At 66.3% G+C, this 18,610-nt stretch carries 16 protein-coding genes; 6 read left to right on the forward strand and 10 right to left on the reverse strand.

The genetic code is table 11. The features are described 5' to 3' along the window. The first annotated feature begins 103 nt into the window (after window positions 1-103). Window positions 104-736 carry a hypothetical protein gene (locus Q9235_RS04985; protein ID WP_306225701.1) on the forward strand — a complete coding sequence of 211 codons (633 nt, stop codon included), beginning with the start codon at window positions 104-106 and terminating at the stop codon, window positions 734-736. 7 nt (window positions 737-743) lie between these two features. Here the strand turns inward: Q9235_RS04985 and Q9235_RS04990 are convergent, their stop codons facing one another. From Q9235_RS04990 to Q9235_RS05000, 3 genes are all read right to left on the reverse strand, one after another. Beyond that, on the reverse strand, window positions 744-2,420 hold the full coding sequence (locus Q9235_RS04990) for an acyl-CoA dehydrogenase family protein (protein WP_306225702.1): 1,677 nt from the start codon (window positions 2,418-2,420) through the stop codon (window positions 744-746). A gap of 80 nt (window positions 2,421-2,500) precedes the next feature. Further along, window positions 2,501-3,382, reverse strand: a complete 882-nt coding sequence (locus tag Q9235_RS04995; RefSeq protein ID WP_306225704.1) for a DMT family transporter — start codon at window positions 3,380-3,382, stop codon at window positions 2,501-2,503. Window positions 3,383-3,586: 204 nt separating this feature from the next. After that, window positions 3,587-4,246, reverse strand: coding sequence for a glutathione S-transferase family protein (locus Q9235_RS05000; RefSeq protein WP_306225705.1), 660 nt, complete (start codon window positions 4,244-4,246; stop codon window positions 3,587-3,589). A 211-nt stretch (window positions 4,247-4,457) separates the two neighbouring features. Here Q9235_RS05000 and Q9235_RS05005 point away from each other — a divergent pair, with 211 nt between their 5' ends. After that, window positions 4,458-6,005 carry a methyl-accepting chemotaxis protein gene (locus tag Q9235_RS05005; RefSeq protein ID WP_306225706.1) on the forward strand — a complete coding sequence of 516 codons (1,548 nt, stop codon included), beginning with the start codon at window positions 4,458-4,460 and terminating at the stop codon, window positions 6,003-6,005. Here the strand turns inward: Q9235_RS05005 and ccrA are convergent. After that, on the reverse strand, window positions 6,002-7,273 hold the full coding sequence (gene ccrA, locus Q9235_RS05010; protein WP_306225707.1) for a crotonyl-CoA carboxylase/reductase: 1,272 nt from the start codon (window positions 7,271-7,273) through the stop codon (window positions 6,002-6,004). The genes Q9235_RS05005 and ccrA overlap by 4 nt on opposite strands. 197 nt (window positions 7,274-7,470) lie before the next feature. Between ccrA and Q9235_RS05015 the strand changes: the two genes are divergently transcribed. Beyond that, window positions 7,471-7,773, forward strand: coding sequence for a hypothetical protein (locus Q9235_RS05015; RefSeq protein ID WP_306225708.1), 303 nt, complete (start codon window positions 7,471-7,473; stop codon window positions 7,771-7,773). A gap of 106 nt (window positions 7,774-7,879) precedes the next feature. Here Q9235_RS05015 and Q9235_RS05020 read toward each other — a convergent pair whose 3' ends face one another. After that, window positions 7,880-8,812 carry a PLP-dependent cysteine synthase family protein gene (locus Q9235_RS05020; protein WP_306225709.1) on the reverse strand — a complete coding sequence of 311 codons (933 nt, stop codon included), beginning with the start codon at window positions 8,810-8,812 and terminating at the stop codon, window positions 7,880-7,882. An 86-nt stretch (window positions 8,813-8,898) separates the two neighbouring features. On the opposite strand from Q9235_RS05020, the gene Q9235_RS05025 reads away from it, so the two are divergent. Beyond that, a complete protein-coding gene (locus tag Q9235_RS05025) occupies window positions 8,899-9,342 on the forward strand; it encodes a MarR family winged helix-turn-helix transcriptional regulator (protein WP_306225710.1) in 444 nt (147 codons plus the stop codon). Here the strand turns inward: Q9235_RS05025 and ubiG are convergent. Further along, window positions 9,339-10,100: a bifunctional 2-polyprenyl-6-hydroxyphenol methylase/3-demethylubiquinol 3-O-methyltransferase UbiG gene (gene ubiG, locus Q9235_RS05030; protein ID WP_306225711.1), complete on the reverse strand. Its 762-nt coding sequence runs from the start codon at window positions 10,098-10,100 to the stop codon at window positions 9,339-9,341. The genes Q9235_RS05025 and ubiG overlap by 4 nt on opposite strands. 134 nt (window positions 10,101-10,234) lie before the next feature. Between ubiG and Q9235_RS05035 the strand changes: the two genes are divergently transcribed. Further along, window positions 10,235-11,473, forward strand: coding sequence for an aspartate kinase (locus Q9235_RS05035; RefSeq protein ID WP_306225712.1), 1,239 nt, complete (start codon window positions 10,235-10,237; stop codon window positions 11,471-11,473). Window positions 11,474-11,616: 143 nt separating this feature from the next. On the opposite strand, the gene Q9235_RS05040 is transcribed toward Q9235_RS05035, so the two are convergent. From Q9235_RS05040 to Q9235_RS05055, 4 genes are all read right to left on the reverse strand, one after another. After that, window positions 11,617-14,748: an efflux RND transporter permease subunit gene (locus Q9235_RS05040; RefSeq protein WP_306225713.1), complete on the reverse strand. Its 3,132-nt coding sequence runs from the start codon at window positions 14,746-14,748 to the stop codon at window positions 11,617-11,619. Next, window positions 14,745-15,938, reverse strand: a complete 1,194-nt coding sequence (locus tag Q9235_RS05045; RefSeq protein WP_306225714.1) for an efflux RND transporter periplasmic adaptor subunit — start codon at window positions 15,936-15,938, stop codon at window positions 14,745-14,747. Before Q9235_RS05045 ends, Q9235_RS05040 begins: the two co-directional genes overlap by 4 nt. Before the next feature lie 15 nt (window positions 15,939-15,953). After that, a complete protein-coding gene (locus Q9235_RS05050) occupies window positions 15,954-16,424 on the reverse strand; it encodes a MarR family winged helix-turn-helix transcriptional regulator (RefSeq protein ID WP_306225715.1) in 471 nt (156 codons plus the stop codon). A 109-nt stretch (window positions 16,425-16,533) separates the two neighbouring features. Then, window positions 16,534-17,325 carry an enoyl-CoA hydratase/isomerase family protein gene (locus tag Q9235_RS05055; RefSeq protein WP_306225716.1) on the reverse strand — a complete coding sequence of 264 codons (792 nt, stop codon included), beginning with the start codon at window positions 17,323-17,325 and terminating at the stop codon, window positions 16,534-16,536. A 172-nt stretch (window positions 17,326-17,497) separates the two neighbouring features. On the opposite strand from Q9235_RS05055, the gene Q9235_RS05060 reads away from it, so the two are divergent. Continuing rightward, on the forward strand, window positions 17,498-18,589 hold the full coding sequence (locus Q9235_RS05060) for an NADH:flavin oxidoreductase/NADH oxidase (RefSeq protein WP_306225717.1): 1,092 nt from the start codon (window positions 17,498-17,500) through the stop codon (window positions 18,587-18,589). Window positions 18,590-18,610 lie beyond the last annotated feature (21 nt).

An 18,610-nucleotide genomic window follows, 5' to 3' on the forward strand; every position in this document is an offset into this window, starting at 1 on the left:
GCGTCCGATGATGTCGAAATTATCACGACTGCGCAGCGACAGGGCGGCGCATGGCTTGCTCCCCGCATGCCGGCGGACCATCATCGCTGCCAAAGAGAGAGCCATGTCGAGGATCGCATCTGCCGTCGCGGCGCTTTTCATCGGGTTTGCCGGGCAAGCATCCGTATCGGCAGCCGGCCCGGATTTGCTCGGCTGCCATGGTTCCTTCGCGAAGGACGCGAGCGAGGCAACGCTCATCGCGGCCTTCGGGGCTGCCAATGTCGCGAACGAGGCTCTCGATGTCGGCGAAGGTTTCACCGAACCGGGCACGGTGATCTTCAAGACCGACGACAAGCGGCGCATCGAGGTGCTCTGGCATGACAGCGAAAAACGCCGGCGGCCGAGCAGCATCATCGTGCGAGAGCCTTCGCGCTGGCGGATCGCCGTGCCTGGCGACAGCGCGATGACACTGGGGAACGGCACGGAATTGGCGACCGTCGAGGCCGCCAACCGCAAGCCATTCACGCTCAACGGCTTCGGCTGGGATGGGGCAGGCTATGTCGGCGAGTGGAACGACGGCCGGCTGGCGAAGCTGGCGGGCGGATGCAGCCTGTCGCTGCGCTTCGGCCCTTCCCCGCAAGCCAAGCCCGCCGCCGTGTCCAAGGTCTCCGGCGACAAGCCCTTCGCCTCGAACGCGGCGAGTATGCGGGCGGTAAAGCCGCGCATCGAGCAGATATCGCTCGGCTGGCCGCAATAGCCGAAAGCTATTCCTCGACCAGCCGCCGCGCGATGACCTGCGCCTGGATCTCGGCCGCGCCCTCGAAGATGTTGAGGATGCGGGCGTCGCAGAGCACGCGGCTCACCGGATATTCCAGCGCGAAACCATTGCCGCCATGGATCTGCAGGGCGTTGTCGGCAGCGGCCCAGGCGACGCGGGCGCCAAGCAGCTTGGCCATGCCGGCCTCGAGGTCGCAGCGCCGCTCGGCATCCTTCTCGCGCGCGGCGAAATAGGTAAGCTGGCGGGCGATCAGGATCTCGGCCGCCATCATCGCGAGCTTGTCGGCGACACGCGGGAAGGCGATCAGCGGCTTGCCGAACTGGATGCGATCCTGCGCATAGCGCAAGCCGAGATCGAAGGCCGACTGCGCCACGCCGATGGCGCGCGCCGCCGTCTGGATGCGCGCCGCCTCGAAGGTCTGCATGAGCTGCTTGAAGCCCTGGCCCGGAACACCGCCGAGCAGGTTTTCGCCCTTGACCTCGAAACCGTCGAAGGCGAGCTCGTATTCCTTCATGCCGCGATAGCCGAGAACCTCGATCTCGCCGCCGGTCAGGCCTGCTACCGGGAACGGATCGGCGTCGCTGCCGCGCGGCTTCTCGGCGATCAGCATCGAGAGGCCCTTGTAGCCGGGCTCCGCCGGGTCGGTGCGCACCAGCAGCGTCATGATGTCGGCGCGGACGGGATGGGTGATCCAGGTCTTGTTGCCATGGACCTTCCAGACGTCGCCATCCTTCACCGCCTTGGTGCGCAGCGAGGCGAGATCGGAGCCGGTATTGGGCTCGGTGAAGACGGCGGTGGGCAGGACCTCGCCGGCAGCGATCTTCGGCAGCCACTTCTCCTTCTGCTCGGGCGTGCCGCCGCAGAGGATGAGCTCGGCTGCGATCTCGGAGCGTGTGCCGAGCGAGCCGACGCCGATATAGCCGCGCGACAATTCCTCGGAGACCACGCACATCGAGACCTTCGACAGGCCCATGCCGCCGAATTCCTCGGGGATGGTCAGGCCGAAGACGCCGAGCTCGGCCATCTTCTCGACGACCGGCATCGGGATGTATTCGTTCTCCAGATGCCATTCATGGGCATGCGGCGTCACCTCCGCGGCGCAGAAGCGGCGCATCTCCGACCGGATTGCTTCCAGCGTCTCGTCGAGGCCGGTATCGCCGATGCTGGCGGCGCCCTGGTCCTGGCTGAAGAGCGCGACGAAGCGGGTGCGGTTCTCCGGCGTGTTGCCCTCGGCGATCAGGGTGTCGGCAGCGTCCGAGCAGGCGGCGGCGATAGCCTTCTGCGACAGGCCCAGCGCCGGCAGCCGGAGGATCTCGCCCTGGCTCATCGGAATGCCGCCGAAGATCTGGGCGGCATATTCGCCGGCGCCGATGCGCAGGGCGTAATCCTCGACGGCGCCGTAGCGGCCTTCCGCCTCGAGGCGCTCGCCATAGGCCTTCAGCTCGCGCAGGGCCGTGACATAGGTCGCGAGCCAGGAAAGGCCGTGGGCAGCGTGCTGCTCGGCCTCCAGCCGGGCCGACGATATGCGACCGTCGACCAGCACTTTCTGCCGCACTGCGGCAACAGCGTCCTTAAACAGGGTCTCGAAGCCGGGGAGCGCCGCCGCGATCAGTTCGATCGCGTTCGCGCGATTCTCAGCCTTTGCGGCCGTATTGGCGTTCATGGTCTTCGACCCTCCCTTTGTTGCGACGCAGCATAAGGGGAGATCGAGGGAAACCGAAACCCTCCTTTTTGGGGAGAAGCCTATTTGCGGCTGGCGAGCACGACGCCAAGGATCGTCACGGCCATGCCGCCGATCTGGAGCGGGGTCAGCGTCTCCCCGAAGAGCAGCCAGGCCTCGACCGCGACGAGCGCCGGGACGAGATAGAGGAAGGTGACGATGCGCGAGACCTCGCCGCGCCTGAGCATGAAGAGATAGAGCCAGATGCTGCCGATCGAGAGCACGATCACCGACCATGCCAGCACGAGCAGCATGGTCAGGTTCCAGTCGATCCGCATCGGCTCGAAGGCGACGGCGAAGGGCAGCACGACGAGGCCTGCCGCGACATACTGGATCGCGGTGATCGTACGCAGGTCGCCGGAGACGACGCGCGCCTTCTGGTAGAACGAGCCGGCCGTCACCGCGAACATGCCGCCGATATTGATCAGCATCGGCACGGCGATGCCCCAGAGCGCCGCCGGCTCGACATTGGCGAGTTGCGGTTCCAGTACCAGCGCGATGCCGAGGAAGCCGCAGGCGATGCCGAGCCAGCGCACGCCCGAGATGCGCTCGCCGACCAGAGCCGGCGCGAAGAGCGCGGTCAGGATCGGCTGCAGGCCCGCGATCAGGCCGGAAATGCCGGCCGGCAGGCCATGGCGCACCGCCCACCAGACGCCCGCGAGATAAATGCCGTGCAGCAGGATGCCGGTGATCGCGACGTCGATGACGGCCCTGCGGCTGCGCGGCCAGGGCGCGCCGGTCGCAAGCGCGATCAGGATCAGGAGCGACGCGGCACAGGCGAAGCGCACGACAAGAAAGGTCAACGCATCGGCATGGCGCGCGGAATAACCGGCGACCACCCAGCCCGTGGACCAGAGGAAGGTGAAGAGCAGCGGGATCGCGCGCAAAATGAGAGGCGAGGACATCGGAACCCGGCACCGCTGGACCTCGGGCCATTCCGCAATTTTTGGAATCGCGGCATGGCTCGAGGTCTCTGTTTTATCGCATTGTCTTCACGCGAACCGGCGTCCACTTCGCTCGAAAATGCTCCAGCCGTCTCTAGCGCCAATCGGCCGCAACCGACAGAGCGCAAGCGCCCCTACCCCATGCTCCCATCGTCGATACGCGCTTTAATCGCGATCGGGCGCGCCCGGCGGGAACAGCTTGCGGAAGGGTCTCGCCTCCTCGACGGCGCGCGCGAAGGAGGGCCGCGCCAGCAGCCGAGCCCGGTAGGCGCGCAGATTCCCGAAGGCGGGATCGATCTCGTGGACCCAATCGGCATAGAATAGCGAGGGCGCCGCCGCGCAATCGGCCAGGCCGAAAGCAGCACCGCACGCCCATTGCCGCCCGGCAAGCGCGCCATCGAGCCAGCGATAGGCGTCGTCGAGCTTCTCGTGGGCCCGGGCCACGCTGAAGGGATCGCGATCGTCGGCCGGTCGCAGATGGTCGAAGACGATCGCCTGCATCGGCGTCATCACATAGTTGTCGAAGACGCGGTCCATCATCCGCACCTCAAGCGCCTGTTTCGCATCGGCCGGTACCAGCCGGGCCATTCCCGGATGAAAAAGGTCGAGATGCTCGATGATGACACTCGATTCGAAGACGGGCGTCTCGCCATCGACGAGCACCGGCATCTTCTTCAACGGCCAGAGCTTTACCCATTCGGCGCCGGCGGGCGGGTCTTCCGGACCAAGCAGGCGATAGGTGAAAGGCGTCGCGTTCTCGTAGAGCGCCACCAGCACTTTTTGACAATATGACGAGAACGGATGGGCGTAGAGCGTGAGCGACACGGGCGCCTCCTGCACAAGCCTGAGCTATTCCCTGCATACGATAACCGATTGCATATTGCAATCGGTTATCGTCGAGTCGACCCACGGCTGGAATGGGGACCGAGGTGGGGCTGCCGCAATCGTTAACAAAAAACGACGCCACACCTTCCGCATCGTCAACCAATCCTCAACGCAGCGCGCGCAATGTCGCTGGCGATCGAAAAACCTCACGATGCCGAACGATTCTCATCCTTCCCTCACCCCGGACGCAGAGCTGCTGAACAGCGAGCACGAAGGCTTCGTCACCTTCGCGCAGAACGCGCTGGCTTCCGCGATCCTGAACTTCGCCGCGGTGATCGCCGTGGCCGCCATGCTGTGGCGGCCCGATCGCGCGCCGGTGCTGATCGCCTGGGTTGCGGCCACGCTGGCCTATTCGCTGTCGATGGGGCTCGACATCGTCGCATGGCGCAGCCGCCTGTACGAGCGTTCGCCCTGGCCGATGCGGGTCGTGCATCTGCGCGCACCCGTGCTCGGACTGATCTGGGGCGCCCTGCCCTGGGTCGCCGGCGCGACCACCGATCCCCGGGAGAACATCGCGATCGGCTTCGTCATCGCCGGCATGATCGCCAGCGGCATGACGCGCTTCGTCGTGGTCCCGCGCGCGGCACTGATCTACGGCGTCACACTCGGCGCGACTTCGGTCCTGGCCTTCGCCCAGTTTTCCACGAGCACGGCCATCACGGTGGCGGTGCTGCTGACCCTCTATCTCGTATTCATGACGCGCCACGTCTCGGCCTATGGCGCGACGCTGGCGGAAGCCGTTCGCGGCCGCAATGCCGCGATCGAAAGCAGCCGCGAACGCACCCTGCTCCAGCACAGCGCGCTCGCCGAGCGCGACGAGACGAGCCGCCGGCACGACGAACTGATGGAGGTGGTCGCAGCCTTCCGCCAGTCGATGGCCGGCTTCCAGGATGTCGTCCGGCGCGAGACGCAAGGCATCGCCGCGAGCGCCGCCTCGCTCTCCGGCACAGCCGAGACGACCGCGAGCCAGGCCGGCGCGGCCCGCAGCGCCGCTGCGAGCGCGACCGGCGAGATCGACGCCATCGCCGCCAGCACCGGCCATCTCAACGACGCCATCGCCCGGATCGGCGAGCGGACCTATCGCGCCGGCGCGGTGATCAGCGACACCGTCTCCGTCAGCGCGGCGGCGATGACCGACATCGCCCAGCTTTCCGCGCTGATGCAGGGCATCACCGGCATCGTCGAGATGATCCAGGCGATCGCCGGACGCACCAATCTGCTCGCGCTCAACGCGACGATCGAGGCGGCGCGTGCCGGCGAGGCCGGGCGCGGCTTCTCGGTCGTCGCAGCCGAGGTCAAAGGGCTGGCCGCACAGACGACCGAGGCCAGCAACGAGATCATCAACAGGATCGGGGCGATCGGCGCCTCTGCCGCCAATGTGACGCGGTCGATCGAGGCGATCCGCCAGGCCGTGCTCGACGTCCACGACGTCACGCATGCCATCGTCTCGGCCGTCGAGGAGCAGCGGGCCGCGACCGCCGCCATGTCGAGCAATATCGATTCGGCCGCCGACCACAGCCGGCAGGCGACCGAACGTGTCGAGCAAGCCTACGGCGCCGTGGGCGAAACCAAGACCGAGATCGAGAAGGCCCGGCACGCAGCCGAGATCATGGCCGAGGTGGCGGGATCACTGGCCACCTCGGTCGACGCCTTCCTGCACCGCATGGAAGCGGTGAACGCCGGCAAGCGCGCCGCCTAGCCTGCCAGAGCTTCGGCGACGTCCTCATAGGTCCGCAGGCCCGTGCGCGGGGCATAGACCAGCACGGACATGTTGCCCGGCGCGTGCTCGTTCTTCCACATCTTGTGGTGAGCCAGCGGAATCTTGTCCCAGGGGAAGACCTCGGACATGCAAGGGTCGATGCGCCGGTCGATCACGAACTGGTTGGCCGCGCTCGCCTGCTTGAGGTGGGCGAAATGCGAGCCCTGGACGCGCTTCTGCCGCATCCAGACATAGCGGGCGTCGAAGGTGATGTTGAAGCCCGAGGTTCCCGCGCAGAACACCACCATGCCGCCGCGCTTGGCGACGAGGCAGGAGACCGGGAAGGTCGCCTCGCCCGGATGCTCGAAGACGATGTCGACATCCTTCTTGCCGGTGATGTCCCAGATCGCCTTGCCGAACTTGCGGGCCTCCTTGGTCCACTCGTTGTACTCAGGCGAATTGACCGTGGGCATCTGGCCCCAGCAGTTGAAATCCTTGCGGTTGATCACGCCCTTGGCGCCGAGGCCGAGCACGTAGTCGCGCTTGGTCTCGTCCGAGATCACGCCGATCGCGTTGGCGCCCGACGCCGCGCAAAGCTGCACGCCGAAGACGCCGAGACCGCCGGAAGCGCCCCAGACGAGGACATTGTCGCCGGGCTTGATGGTATGAGGCGCGTGGCCGAACAGCATGCGATAGGCGGTGGCCAGCGTCAGCGTGTAACAGGCGGCCTCCTCCCAGGCGAGGTGCTTCGGCTTCAGCATGAGCTGGCGCGACTGGACCCGGCAGAACTGCGCGAAGGAGCCGTCCGGCGTCTCATAGCCCCAGATGCGCTGGGTCGACGAGAACATCGGGTCGCCGCCATTGCACTCTTCGTCGTCGCCGTCATCCTGGTTGCAATGGACGATCACCTCGTCGCCGACCTTCCAGCGCTTCACCTTGGAGCCGACGGCCCAGACGATGCCGGCGCAATCGGAGCCTGCGACATGGAACGGCGCCTTATGAACGTCGAACGGCGAGATCGGCTGGCCGAGGCCGGCCCAGATGCCGTTGTAGTTGACGCCGCCCGCCATCACGAGAAGGAGAACTTCCTCTTCGCCGATCGACCAGGTCGGCACGACCTCGACCTGGAACGAGTCCTGCGGCGCCCCGTGGCGCTCGCGCCGGATCGCCCAAGCATACATCTTCTCGGGGACATGACCGAGCGGCGGCAATTCGTCGAGTTCGTAGAGATCCTTGAGCGGCTTCACGGCGGCCTGCGACTTCGACATGGTCGTCTCCCTGCTCTCTTCCGTCGTTGCCCAGCCCGGAACGCGTCGGCGGTGTGGGACGCCGATCATGCACCATATGCTGCGCTGCGCCATTAACCTAAGGAATCACACCGCAGCGCAATACCCTTTTCGAGCGCTTGCGCTTTGTTCATCGTTTGCTGGAATTCTGGCATTCTACGCGGCACCGAGGAGAAACGATGCCCGGTCTGCTGAAGATGATCGGCCTGCCCGACTTGCCCATGCTGTCCGTGGTGATCGTGATCGCGATGATCCTGCTCAGCGCCATGCTGATCGGCTGGCTCGCCGACCTGTTGCTCGACGAAGCCGGCTTCGGCGTGATGCTCAACACCGGCATCACGCTCGTGGGCGCATTCACCGGCGCCTGGCTGTGGCAGCGCTACGGCATTCCCACGCGCTTTCCGGCAGAAGCCGTGCGTGCCGCCATCGCGACGGGCTCCGGCCTGCTGCTGCTGATCAGCCTGGCCGTGGTCCGGCCCTAGATCACCGCGCGTCCTACCGGACGCGATAACGATGATCTATCACATTGTTATCGCGTCGGATTTTTCCGAAAAATGGATTCCACTTTTCGCTCCGATGCCATAGGCGTCAGCTTTCGAGCTTCGCGCCGAAGCTATTCAGGTATTTCATCCCGGTATCGCACATCATGGTGACGATCGTCGCGCCGGTGCCGAGGCGCTCGGCCAAGCGCAAGGCGGCCGTGACATTGCCGCCGGTCGAGGTGCCCGCGAACAGCCCCTCCTCCCGCGCAAGCCGCAGCGCCATTGCCGTCGCCTCAGCCGTCGAGACCGGCTCGATCGCATCGACGAGATCAGCGCGCCAGAGCGGCACGATATAACCGGCACCGACGCCGTCTATCTTGTGGGCTCCGGTTGGGCCGCCCGAGAGCACGGCGGATTCAGACGGCTCGACCGCCATCAATGCGATCTTCGGGTCGCGCCGGAGCAGCGCCTCGCCGGTTCCGCGCAGGGATGCCGCCGTGCCGACGCTCTGCACGAAGGCGTCGACATGGCCGCCGGTCTGTTCCCAGATCTCGTCGGCCAGCCGGTCATAAGCCGCAAGCTGATCGGTGTTGCGCATCTGGTCGGTCCAGAATGCGCCCGTCTCGGCCGCGATGACGCGGGCGGTCTCGATCATGTCCTTGGTCAGCTTCTCGGTCATGCGGCCGGCTTCGCTGGGGACGATCGTCAACTCGGCGCCGAGCAGGCGCATATGGGTGAGCTTCTCGCGGGCGAAGGCATCGGAGGTGACGATATGCAGGCGATAGCCCTTCACCGCGCAGACCTGCGCCAACGAAACGCCGGTGCTGCCGCCGGTATATTCGACGACGCTGCCGCCCGGCTTCAGCCGCCCGTCGCGCTCGGCCGCCTCGATCATCGCGAGCGCCATCCGGTCCTTGATGCTGCCTGTCGGATTTTCGCTTTCGATCTTCACGAGGATACGCGCGCCGTTCGCCGGCACTATCCGGCGCAGCGGCAGGAGCGCGGTGCCGCCGATGCGGCTCAGGATGTCGACGGGCATAGCGGCTCCTCTGAGGAAATTTAGATGTATATGCAATTATTGTATATACATGTAAATTGCGATTCGTCATGACGGAGACAGGCGAATTGCGGGAAGAGGTGCGCAGGCTGGCGGCCAGTTGCGTGGGCTTGACCGTTCGGCAGGCGGCACGGCGGGTGACGCAGATCTATGACGAGGCCTTGCAGGAAAGCGGCCTGAGCGTCGCGCAGCTCGGCCTCCTGGCGGTGATCGCGACGAACGAGGACGACCGGATGGCCGCGATCGCCGAGCAGGCCGGGCTCGACCCCTCAACGCTTTCGCGGAACGTGCGGGCGCTCGAACGCGACGGGCTGATCGAGATCGCCACGGTGGAAAAGGATCTGCGCCGCCGCGCCGTCTGGCTCACCGAGAGTGGAGCCAGGTGCTTGCAGGCGGCCCTGCCCTCCTGGAAGGAGGCGCAAGATCGGGTCGCGAAGGTCTTGCCCGCCGACCTTCTGCAACAGCTTCTTGCGGCGAGCTCGTCGCTTAACGCGCAGAAGAGCGGGAGCTAAGCTGCACCGCTGCGGCTCGCCGCGAGCATGTAGTTCACGTCCATGTCGCGTGACGCGCTCCAGCGGCCGGTCAGCGGGTTGAAGATCACGCCGGTCTGCGTGCCCAGCGTGAAGCCGTTGCCTTCGATGGCGGCGCCGAGCTCGGCCGGCGTCACGAACTTCTCCCAGTCATGCGTGCCTTTCGGCAGCCAGCGCAGGACATATTCGGCGCCGACGATCGCCATCGCATAGGATTTCAGCGTGCGGTTGAGCGTCGCCATCACCAGAAGCCCGTCAGGCTTCACCGCCGCGCAGCAGGCGGCGACGAAGGCCTCGACATCGGCGACATGCTCGACGACCTCCATCGCCAGCACGATATCGAAGCGCTTGCCGGATGCCACCACCGCCTCGATCGTCTCCTCGCGATAGTCGATCGCAAGCCCGCTCTTCTCGGCATGGGCCCGCGCGACCGCGATATTGGTCGGAGCCGGATCGAGGCCGGTGACCTCTGCGCCCAGCCTTGAGAGCGGCTCGGAAAGCACGCCACCGCCGCAGCCGATATCGACGAGGCTCAGGCCATCGAGAGCCCGCAGAGTCTTCGGATCGCGGCCGAAACGGGCGCAGGCCTCGTCGCGGACATAGGCAAGCCGGACCGGATTGAACTTGTGCAGGACGGCCATGGGCCCCTTCGGATCCCACCAGTCGCGGGCGATCGCATCGAAGCGGGCGACCTCGGCCGGGTCGATCGTCGAGCCTGTGCGCTGGGTCGCAGCCGCCATGAACCGGTCCTTCGCTTATGCGATGCCGCATTGACACCGCGCCTGTCGCCCGTCATCTACACCCGCCCCGCTGCAAGTGCGAGGGCGACCTTTCGACCCGGTGCCACGCCGGGGCAGCTATCGAAAAGACCGTCATGGCCCGTCTGGTGATGAAATTCGGCGGCACCTCTGTCGCCACTGTCGAGCGGATCAAGAACGCGGCGCGCCACGTCAAACGCGAGTTCGACGCCGGCCACGAGGTCGCGGTCGTGGTTTCCGCGATGTCGGGCAAGACCAACGAGCTGGTCGGCTGGTGCAAGGAAGCCGCGCCGATGTTCGACCAGGCCGAGTACGACACCGTCGTCGCCTCGGGCGAGCAGGTCACCTCCGGGCTGATGGCCATCGTGCTTCAGGAGATGGGCATGCCCGCCCGCTCCTGGCAGGGCTGGCAGATTCCGCTCTATGGCTCCGACGCGCATGGCTCGGCCCGGATCGAGAGCGTCGATGGCGCCGGCATCCTCGCCGGCTTCGACCGCAATCGCGAGATCGCGGTCTGCTCCGGCTTCCAGGGTATGAACCCGCGCACGCACCGCATCGTCACGCTCGGCCGCGGCGGCTCCGACACCAGCGCGGTCGCGCTCGCCGCCGGGCTCAAGGCCGATCGCTGCGACATCTATACCGATGTCGACGGCGTCTACACCACCGATCCGCGCATCGTGCCCAAGGCCAGGCGCATGGACAAGGTCTCGTTCGAGGAAATGCTCGAGATGGCCTCGCTCGGCTCCAAGGTGCTGCAGGTGCGCTCGGTCGAGATCGCCATGACGCAGCGCGTGCCGACCTATGTGCGCTCCTCCTTCGACGACCCCGAAAACCCCAATCCTGGCACCCTCATCTGCGACGAGGACGACATCGTGGAACAGCCCATCGTCACCGGCATCGCCTTCTCCCGGGACGAAGCCCAGATCACGCTCCGCCGCGTGGCTGACCAGCCCGGCGTCGCCGCGGCGATCTTCGGCCCGCTCGCCGATGCCAACATCAATGTCGACATGATCATCCAGGTCGTCTCCGACGACCAGGCGACGACCGACATCACCTTCACCGTGCCGACCGCCGATTACGAGCGCGCCCGCACGCTGCTGGAAAGCAAGCACGACGTGATCTCCTACCAGGAGATCCAGGGCGCGACCGACGTGGTGAAGATCTCGGCGATCGGCGTCGGCATGCGCTCGCATGCCGGCGTCGCGGCGCGCGCCTTCCGGGCGCTGGCCGAGAAGGGCATCAACATCCGCGCGATCACCACCTCCGAGATCAAGTTCTCGGTGCTGATCGACTCGGCCTATACCGAGCTCGCGGTGCGCACGCTGCACTCGCTCTACGGGCTCGACGCGGCCTGAGGCAAGCGCCTCGGCGTTCAACCGGAAGCGTCATGCTCGCCCTTGTGGCGAGCATCCATGCCTTGAACACTGGGCTCGATGGCGGAAGAGGTGGATGGTCGGGACAAGCCCGACCATGACGGCTGCGTCGCGCCCTCGTCTCTTCACTCCGCCGGGTGCGCAATCTCGGGCGTGTGCTTGGCCCCGCGCATATAGCCGCCGAGCTTCACCAGCCCTTCCGACAGCCTGTCCATGTAAAGGAACAGGACGGGCGTGATGAACAGTGTCAGCACTTGGCTGATCATCAGACCGCCGACCACGGCGATGCCGAGCGGCTGACGCAGCTCCGCGCTCGCACCCGCGCCGAGCGCAATCGGCAAGGTGCCCATCAGCGCCGCCAACGTCGTCATCAGGATCGGCCGGAACCGCATCACGCAGGCCTGGTGGATCGCCTCCTGCGCGCTCTTGCCCTCGCGTCTCAGCACCAGCGCCACGTCGATCATCATGATCGCGTTCTTCTTGACGATGCCGATCAGCATCAGGAGTCCGATGATGGCGATGACCGAGAGCTCGAGATCGAACAGCCTCAATGCCCCCAGCGCGCCGACCGCTGCCGATGGCAAGCCGGTCAAAATCGTCAGCGGATGGATGAAACTCTCGTAGAGGATGCCGAGCACGATGTAGATCGTCAGGATCGCGCCGGCAATCAGCAAGCCCTGGTTGGCGAGTGAATCCTGGAAGGTCTTGGCGGTGCCGGCGAGCGTGGTCGAGATCGACTTGGGCAGGCCGAGCTGTTCCTTGATCGCCTCGATGCGCTCGACGCTGTCGCCGAGCGCGACGCCGGCCGGCAGGTTGTAGGAGATCGTCACCGCCGGTAGCTGGCCGAGCTGGTTGACCGTGAGCTGCCCTGCCGTGCGCTCGATCCGGGCGATGGCGCCGAGCGGCACCAGCGTGCCGGACTTGGTGCGCACGCGGATCGCGTTCAGGCGCTCGGGCGTCCAGTGCTCGTTGGGATTGAATTCGACGACGACATTGTAGCTGTCGCCGGCGGTATAGATGGTCGAGACCTGCCGGACGCCGAAGCCGGAATAGAGCGTCGAGCGCAGGATGTCGGAGCCGATACCGAGCGCGTTGGCCTTGTCGCGGTCGACCATGACGGTGGCCTGCAGGGCATTGTCCTGCAGGTCGGTGGTGACGTCGACGAAGGCCGAGCGGTCGCGGCTCATCGCGTCGGCGAGGCGCACGGCCCAGCCGTTCATCTGCTGCTGGTCGAGCCCCTGCACGACGAGCTGGTACTGGCTCTTCGAGGAACGCGCCCCGATGCGCAGGTTCTGGACGGGCGTCATATAGGTGCTGATACCCGCCACCTGGGCGAGATCGCGCCTGAGCGAGGCCAGCACGGCCTGGATATGGGGCCGCTCGTCGAGCGGCTTCAATTCGACGAAGAGCCGCCCGGCGTTGAGCGCGCTGCCGCCGCCGCCATTGCCGCCCACGGTCGAGGCGACATGCGCGACATAGGGCGACTTGCGGAAGACCTCGGCCACCTCGGCCTGGAGCTTCTGCATCGCCTCGAACGAGATATCCTGCCGGGCCTCGGTCGAGACCTGGAGCTGGCCGATATCCTCCTGCGGGAAGAAACCCTTCGGCGCGCTCTGGAGCAGCCAGACGCTGCCGGCCATGGTCAGGAAGAAGGCGAGCAGCATCAGCGGCTGGAAGCGCAGGCAGAACTTGAGGCCGGCGTCATAGCCGGCGAGCAGCTTGTCGAAGCCCTTCTCCAGCCAACGGCCGAGCGCGTTCTCCCGATGATGCGCGGAATAGCCCGAGAGCAGGCGCGAGCACAGCATCGGCGTCAGCGTCAGCGAGACGAATGCGGAAGCCAGGATCGAAACCGTCACCACCACTGCGAACTCGTTGAAGATGCGGCCGATGACGCCACCCATCAGCAGCACGGGGATGAAGACCGCCACCAGCGAGAGCGAGATCGAGATGATGGTGAAGCCGATCTCGCCGGCGCCCTTCAGCGAGGCCTCGAAGGCGGAGAGCCCGTCCTCCTCCATGTGCCGGACGATGTTCTCGAGCATGACGATGGCGTCGTCGACGACGAGGCCAACCGAAAGCGTCAGTCCCAGCAAAGAGATGTTGTCGATCGAGAAATTGAGCATGTACATCGCGGCAAGCGTGGCGATGATCGAGATCGGCACGGCAACGGCCGGGATGAAGGTCGCGGCGACGCGGCGCAGGAAGACGAAGATCACCATGACGACGAGCGCGATGGTGAGCAGCAGCGTGAACTGCACGTCCTCTACCGCCTGGCGGATCGAAGTCGAGCGGTCATTGAGCAGCGAGAGCGAGGCCGCCGCCGGCAACTGGTCCTCGAAGGCCGGGATCATCGCCTTGACGCGATCGACCACCTCGACGGTGTTGGCGTCAGGCTGGCGCTGGACGGCAAGCACGATCGCCGGCGTGCCGTCATAGGTGCTGCGGGTCTGGGTGTTCTCGACGGAGTCGATCACCTTGGCGACGTCGCCGAGCCGGATCGGCTTGCCCGAGCGCGTGGTGATGATGACATTGGCGAACTGGGCCGCGTTGGCGAGCTGCGTCTTCGCCTGAATGGTCAACTGCTGGGCCGTGTTCTGGATCGTTCCGACCGGCGTATTGGCGTTGGTCGCGGTGATCGCCTGCTGCAATTCGTCGAGGCCGATGCCGCGCGCGGCAAGAGCGGTCGGGTCGATCTGGATGCGTACCGCGTATTTCTGGCTGCCCCAGATCAGCACCTGCGCGACGCCATCGACGGTCGAGAGCGCCGGGGAAATCACCTGCTGGGCGAAGGCGTCGAGCTGCGAGAGCGGCACCACGTCGCTCTTCAGTGCCATCAGGATGATCGGCGCATCGGCCGGGTTCACCTTGCGATAGCTCGGCTGGGTCGTCATCTCGATCGGCAATTGCCGCTGGGTACGGGCGATCGCGGCCTGCACGTCGGCGGCGGCGGCGTCGATGTCGCGGTTCAGTACGAACTGGATCGCTATCGAGGTCGAGCCCTGCGAGTTGGTGGTCGAGATCGAGTCGATGCCGGCGATGGTACCGAACTGCTTGATGAGGGGCGTTGCGACCGATGTCGCCATGGTGTCCGGCGAGGCGCCGGGCAGTTGCGCGGAAACGTTGACGACCGGGAACTCGGCTCGCGGAAGCGCCGCGACCGGAAGGAAGCGATATGCGAACAGCCCCGCCAGCACCAGCGAGACCGACATCAGGATGGTCGCGACGGGGTGGCGGATGCAGAAGGAGGAGACGTTCATGAGCGTGCGCCTTCCGCAACCGGCGTTGCCTGCGCCGGCTTCTCGCCGGTCGCCGCGCGCTCGCGCACCCTGCTACCCTGCTTCAGGCGCATCTGACCGTCTGTGACGACGCGCTCGCCCGGCGCGATGCCCTCGGTGACGGCAGTGCGCTCGCCATCGGAGAGCGCGACCTTGATCTGGCGGAGATCCACGGTGGAATCCGGCTTCACGACAAAGGCATAAGGCCCCTTCTGACCGGTCTGCACAGCGACGGTCGGGATCACCGTGACGCCGTTGAGCGTCTCAGGGATGATCTCGACATCGACATATTGCCCCGGCCAGAGGCTCAGGTCCTCATTGGCGAAGGCGGCCTTGGCCGTAATCGTGCCGGAGGTGATATCGACGGTCGAATCGACGAAGTTGAGCTTGCCCTCAGTCGCTGTGCGGGCGGCATTCGGCACGCGGGCTGTCACCGGTACGGGCTTCGCGGCTGCGAGCGCTCCCTGCAAGGTCGGCAATTCGCTCTCGGGCATGGCGAAGGAGACACGCAAGGGCTTCATCTGTGTGATGGTCAGCAGGCCGGTGCCGCTGCTGTTGGCGCTGGCGTTGACGAGATTACCCGGTGTGACCTGCACGGTACCGATGCGGCCGTCGATCGGCGCGGTGATGCGGGTGTAGCTCAGCTTCAGCCGGTCGGCGTCGAGCGTCGCGTGGTCGCCCTGGATGCTGGCAGCAGAGCTGCGCTCGTCGGCCGTGGCCTGATCGACCTGCGCCTGCGTGCCGGCATTGCGGGCGAAAAGCTGCTTGTAGCGGTCGAGATCGGCGAGGTTGCGGGTATGGGTCGCTTCGTCGCGCGCCAGCATCGCTTCGTCCTTGGCGATCTGGGCCTTGATGTCGCGATCGTCGAGCGTGAAGAGCAGGTCGCCGGCCTTGACGAACTGCCCGTCGGTGACGTGCTGGGCCATGATCTGGCTGTCGATGCGGGACCGCACGAGCACGCTCGCCGGCGTCTCGACGAAGCCGATGGCGTGCTTGCGCACCGGGAAATCGGCCTGGATCGCGGCAGCGGAGACCACGGCGACCGGAGCGCCCTCGCCGCGCCCGCCACGGGCCGTGTGCGTCGCTTCGGGGCTGCGCGAGTACAGATACCAGGCCCCGCCGGCCGCGAGGCCGACGGCAACGACGCCGATGATCAATCCTGAACGCTTCATTGTCTGTCCACTCGCTCAGGCTGCGTTGCCGGCAGTGGCCGGCGCCTTGTCTTCGGATCGGGCACGGATCTGCTCGCGGATCACCGAAAGCGTGCCGAGCGCGGACAGGATGGCCTCCTCTTCGGCCTCGCCGAGAATCTCCTGCGCGATCTCGGTCCGGACGGAATCGAGGTCATCGACCAGCGCCCGGCCATCGGGGGTGAGGAAGAGGCGGTAGGCGCGGCGGTCGGCCGGATCTTCGCGGCGCTCGATCAGGTTCTGGCTCTGCAAGCGGTCGAGCAAGCGGGCGAGCGAGATCGGCTGAAGATCCATCTGATCGGCGAGCGCAGCCTGGTTCAGCCCCTCCTGACGCCGCAACCGGGACATCACGCCCCATTGGGCCCGTGTCGTGCCGTGCTGGCGGGCGCGCTGCTCGACATAGGTTCGCAGCAGCCGCGAGGTTTCAACCAGTTGGAAAACCAGTTCCCGCCGCAAGGGTCGCTTCATCCGCAGGCCTCCAAATCGTAAGCCTGCTTATCATATGTCCGATTACGGCATTTTCAGGAACGGATTGTGCGGCGCACGCAAAGGTGAAGACGCTCGGCGCCAGTTCCGATTATCGGCCGACGAAAGCAGCCGGTCGCTTTTCAAGAAACGCCCTCACGCCCTCTCGGAAATCGGCGGTCGCCGTCGTCTCGCGGAAGGCATCGCGCTCCGCATCGAGATGATCGGCGAGACCGGCATCCGGAGCCTCCGTCAGCAAGGTGCGGATGCGGCCATAGGCGCCGGTCGGCCCGGCCGCGAGCTTGCGAGCAAGGGCCAGGGCTTCATCGCGCGCCTCAGCGGCCGGCACGACGCGATTGACGAGGCCGAAGCCCAGCGCCTCGGCTGCCCCGAAGGTCTCCGCCAGCAACGCGATCTCGCGGGCCTTGCGCTGGCCGACGAGCCGGGCGAGCCGGTAGGTGCCGCCGAGATCGGGCGTGGCCCCGATCCGGGCATAGGCCATGGTGAAGCGGGCATCGTCGGACGCGACGGCGAGATCGCAGGCGAGCGCGAGGCTGAAGCCGCCGCCGGCGATCGCGCCCTGCAGGCAGGCGACCGAGGGCTGCGGCAGGGCATCGAGGAGACGCAGCGCCTCGTGCAGCGGCGCCATGATCGCCTCGATGCCGGCCGCGATGTCGCTGCTCGCAAGGAATTGCGAGACATCGCCACCGGCGCAGAAGGCCCGGCCATTGCCCTGCAGCAGGATGGCGCGCACGTCGCCGCTGGCCGCGATCGCCTTGACCTGCGCGAGGAAACGTTCGGCCATCGGCGCGTCGATGGCGTTCAGCACGGCCGGGCGGTTGAGCGTGAGGATGGCGACGCCGCCGTCACACGTAAGCTGAACGGAAGCGGATGCGTCGGACATGGCGGTCTCCGGTGGGCGGCTCGTCACCGAAGGCTAGCACCAGTGTCGCAGCGCTCGCGAGGTGCATCTGCACGCATCGGGCATCGCGTTTGCGCGAGCGCCACTGGTCTTGGCCGGGCGGCGGCTTCTAGACTGCGCGCGAAACCTGCCCTTTCCGAGATCCTATCCCGCCATGAGCCAGCTCTTCAGCCCCTATCAGCTTGGCAGCCTCACGCTTGCCAATCGCATCGTCATCGCTCCGATGTGCCAGTATTCGGCGCAGGATGGCTGCGCCAGCGACTGGCACACCATCCATCTCGGCCACCTCGCGCTCTCAGGCGCCGGCCTCCTGATCATCGAGGCGACAGCCGTCGAGCCAGATGGCCGGATCAGCCCGTTCGATCTCGGACTCTGGTCCGACGAAACCGAAGCGGCGCTCGGCAAGGCGCTCGATTCCGCCCGCCGCTGGTCGGACATGCCGATCGCGATCCAGCTCGCCCATGCCGGACGCAAAGCCTCGCTTGCACAGCCCTGGAAGGGTGGCGGCCAGCTCGGCCTCGATCAGGGCGGCTGGACCGTGGAAGCCCCATCGGAGATCGGATTCGAGAACTATCCGCGGCCGCCGCGCGCGCTCACCGGAGATGAAATAGCGCGGCTGATCGAAGCCTTCGCGGATTCAGCCCGCCGCGCCGTGCGGCTCGGCTTCGCCGCGATCGAGCTTCATGGCGCGCATGGCTATCTGATGCACCAGTTCCTCTCGCCGTTCTCGAACAAGCGCGAGGACGAATATGGCGGCTCGCTGGAAAACCGGATGCGCTTCCCCCTCGCGGTTCTCGATGCGGTGCGAGCCGTGGTGCCGGCCAGCTATCCGGTCGGCTTCCGCATCTCCGGCACGGACTGGGTCGAGGGCGGCTGGGATATCGAGCAAAGCATCGCCTTCTCAACGGCAGCGAAAGCACGCGGCGCCGATTTCATCGACATGTCCGGTGGTGGGCTCTCGGCGACGCAAAAGGTCCCGCTCGGCCCGAACTATCAGGTGCCGCTGGCGCGGGCCGTGAAGCAGGCGACCGGTATCACGACGATGGCGGTGGGCCTGATCACCGAGGCCGAGCAGGCGGAGGCGATCATCGGCACCGGCGAGGCCGATCTCGTCGCCCTGGCGCGCGGCATCCTCTACAATCCGCGCTGGCCCTGGCACGCGGCGGCCCAGCTCGGCGCCACCGTCAAGGCGCCGAACCAGTATCTGCGCTCGCAACCGCGGCAATATTCCAAGCTGTTCGCCTGAACCGCATCACCCTCGCCGCTC

Origin of the sequence: Bosea beijingensis, from assembly GCF_030758975.1 — a bacterium.
GTDB lineage: Bacteria > Pseudomonadota > Alphaproteobacteria > Rhizobiales > Beijerinckiaceae > Allobosea > Allobosea beijingensis.

Coding starts and splice junctions, on each gene's coding strand:
- Q9235_RS04985 (WP_306225701.1), top strand. CDS start 104: ATGTCGAGGATCGCATCTGCCGTCGCGGCGCTTTTCATCGGGTTTGCC.
- Q9235_RS04990 (WP_306225702.1), bottom strand. CDS start 2,420: ATGAACGCCAATACGGCCGCAAAGGCTGAGAATCGCGCGAACGCGATC.
- Q9235_RS04995 (WP_306225704.1), bottom strand. CDS start 3,382: ATGTCCTCGCCTCTCATTTTGCGCGCGATCCCGCTGCTCTTCACCTTC.
- Q9235_RS05005 (WP_306225706.1), top strand. CDS start 4,458: ATGCCGAACGATTCTCATCCTTCCCTCACCCCGGACGCAGAGCTGCTG.
- ccrA (WP_306225707.1), bottom strand. CDS start 7,273: ATGTCGAAGTCGCAGGCCGCCGTGAAGCCGCTCAAGGATCTCTACGAA.
- Q9235_RS05015 (WP_306225708.1), top strand. CDS start 7,471: ATGCCCGGTCTGCTGAAGATGATCGGCCTGCCCGACTTGCCCATGCTG.
- Q9235_RS05020 (WP_306225709.1), bottom strand. CDS start 8,812: ATGCCCGTCGACATCCTGAGCCGCATCGGCGGCACCGCGCTCCTGCCG.
- ubiG (WP_306225711.1), bottom strand. CDS start 10,100: ATGGCGGCTGCGACCCAGCGCACAGGCTCGACGATCGACCCGGCCGAG.
- Q9235_RS05035 (WP_306225712.1), top strand. CDS start 10,235: ATGGCCCGTCTGGTGATGAAATTCGGCGGCACCTCTGTCGCCACTGTC.
- Q9235_RS05040 (WP_306225713.1), bottom strand. CDS start 14,748: ATGAACGTCTCCTCCTTCTGCATCCGCCACCCCGTCGCGACCATCCTG.
- Q9235_RS05045 (WP_306225714.1), bottom strand. CDS start 15,938: ATGAAGCGTTCAGGATTGATCATCGGCGTCGTTGCCGTCGGCCTCGCG.
- Q9235_RS05050 (WP_306225715.1), bottom strand. CDS start 16,424: ATGAAGCGACCCTTGCGGCGGGAACTGGTTTTCCAACTGGTTGAAACC.
- Q9235_RS05055 (WP_306225716.1), bottom strand. CDS start 17,325: ATGTCCGACGCATCCGCTTCCGTTCAGCTTACGTGTGACGGCGGCGTC.
- Q9235_RS05060 (WP_306225717.1), top strand. CDS start 17,498: ATGAGCCAGCTCTTCAGCCCCTATCAGCTTGGCAGCCTCACGCTTGCC.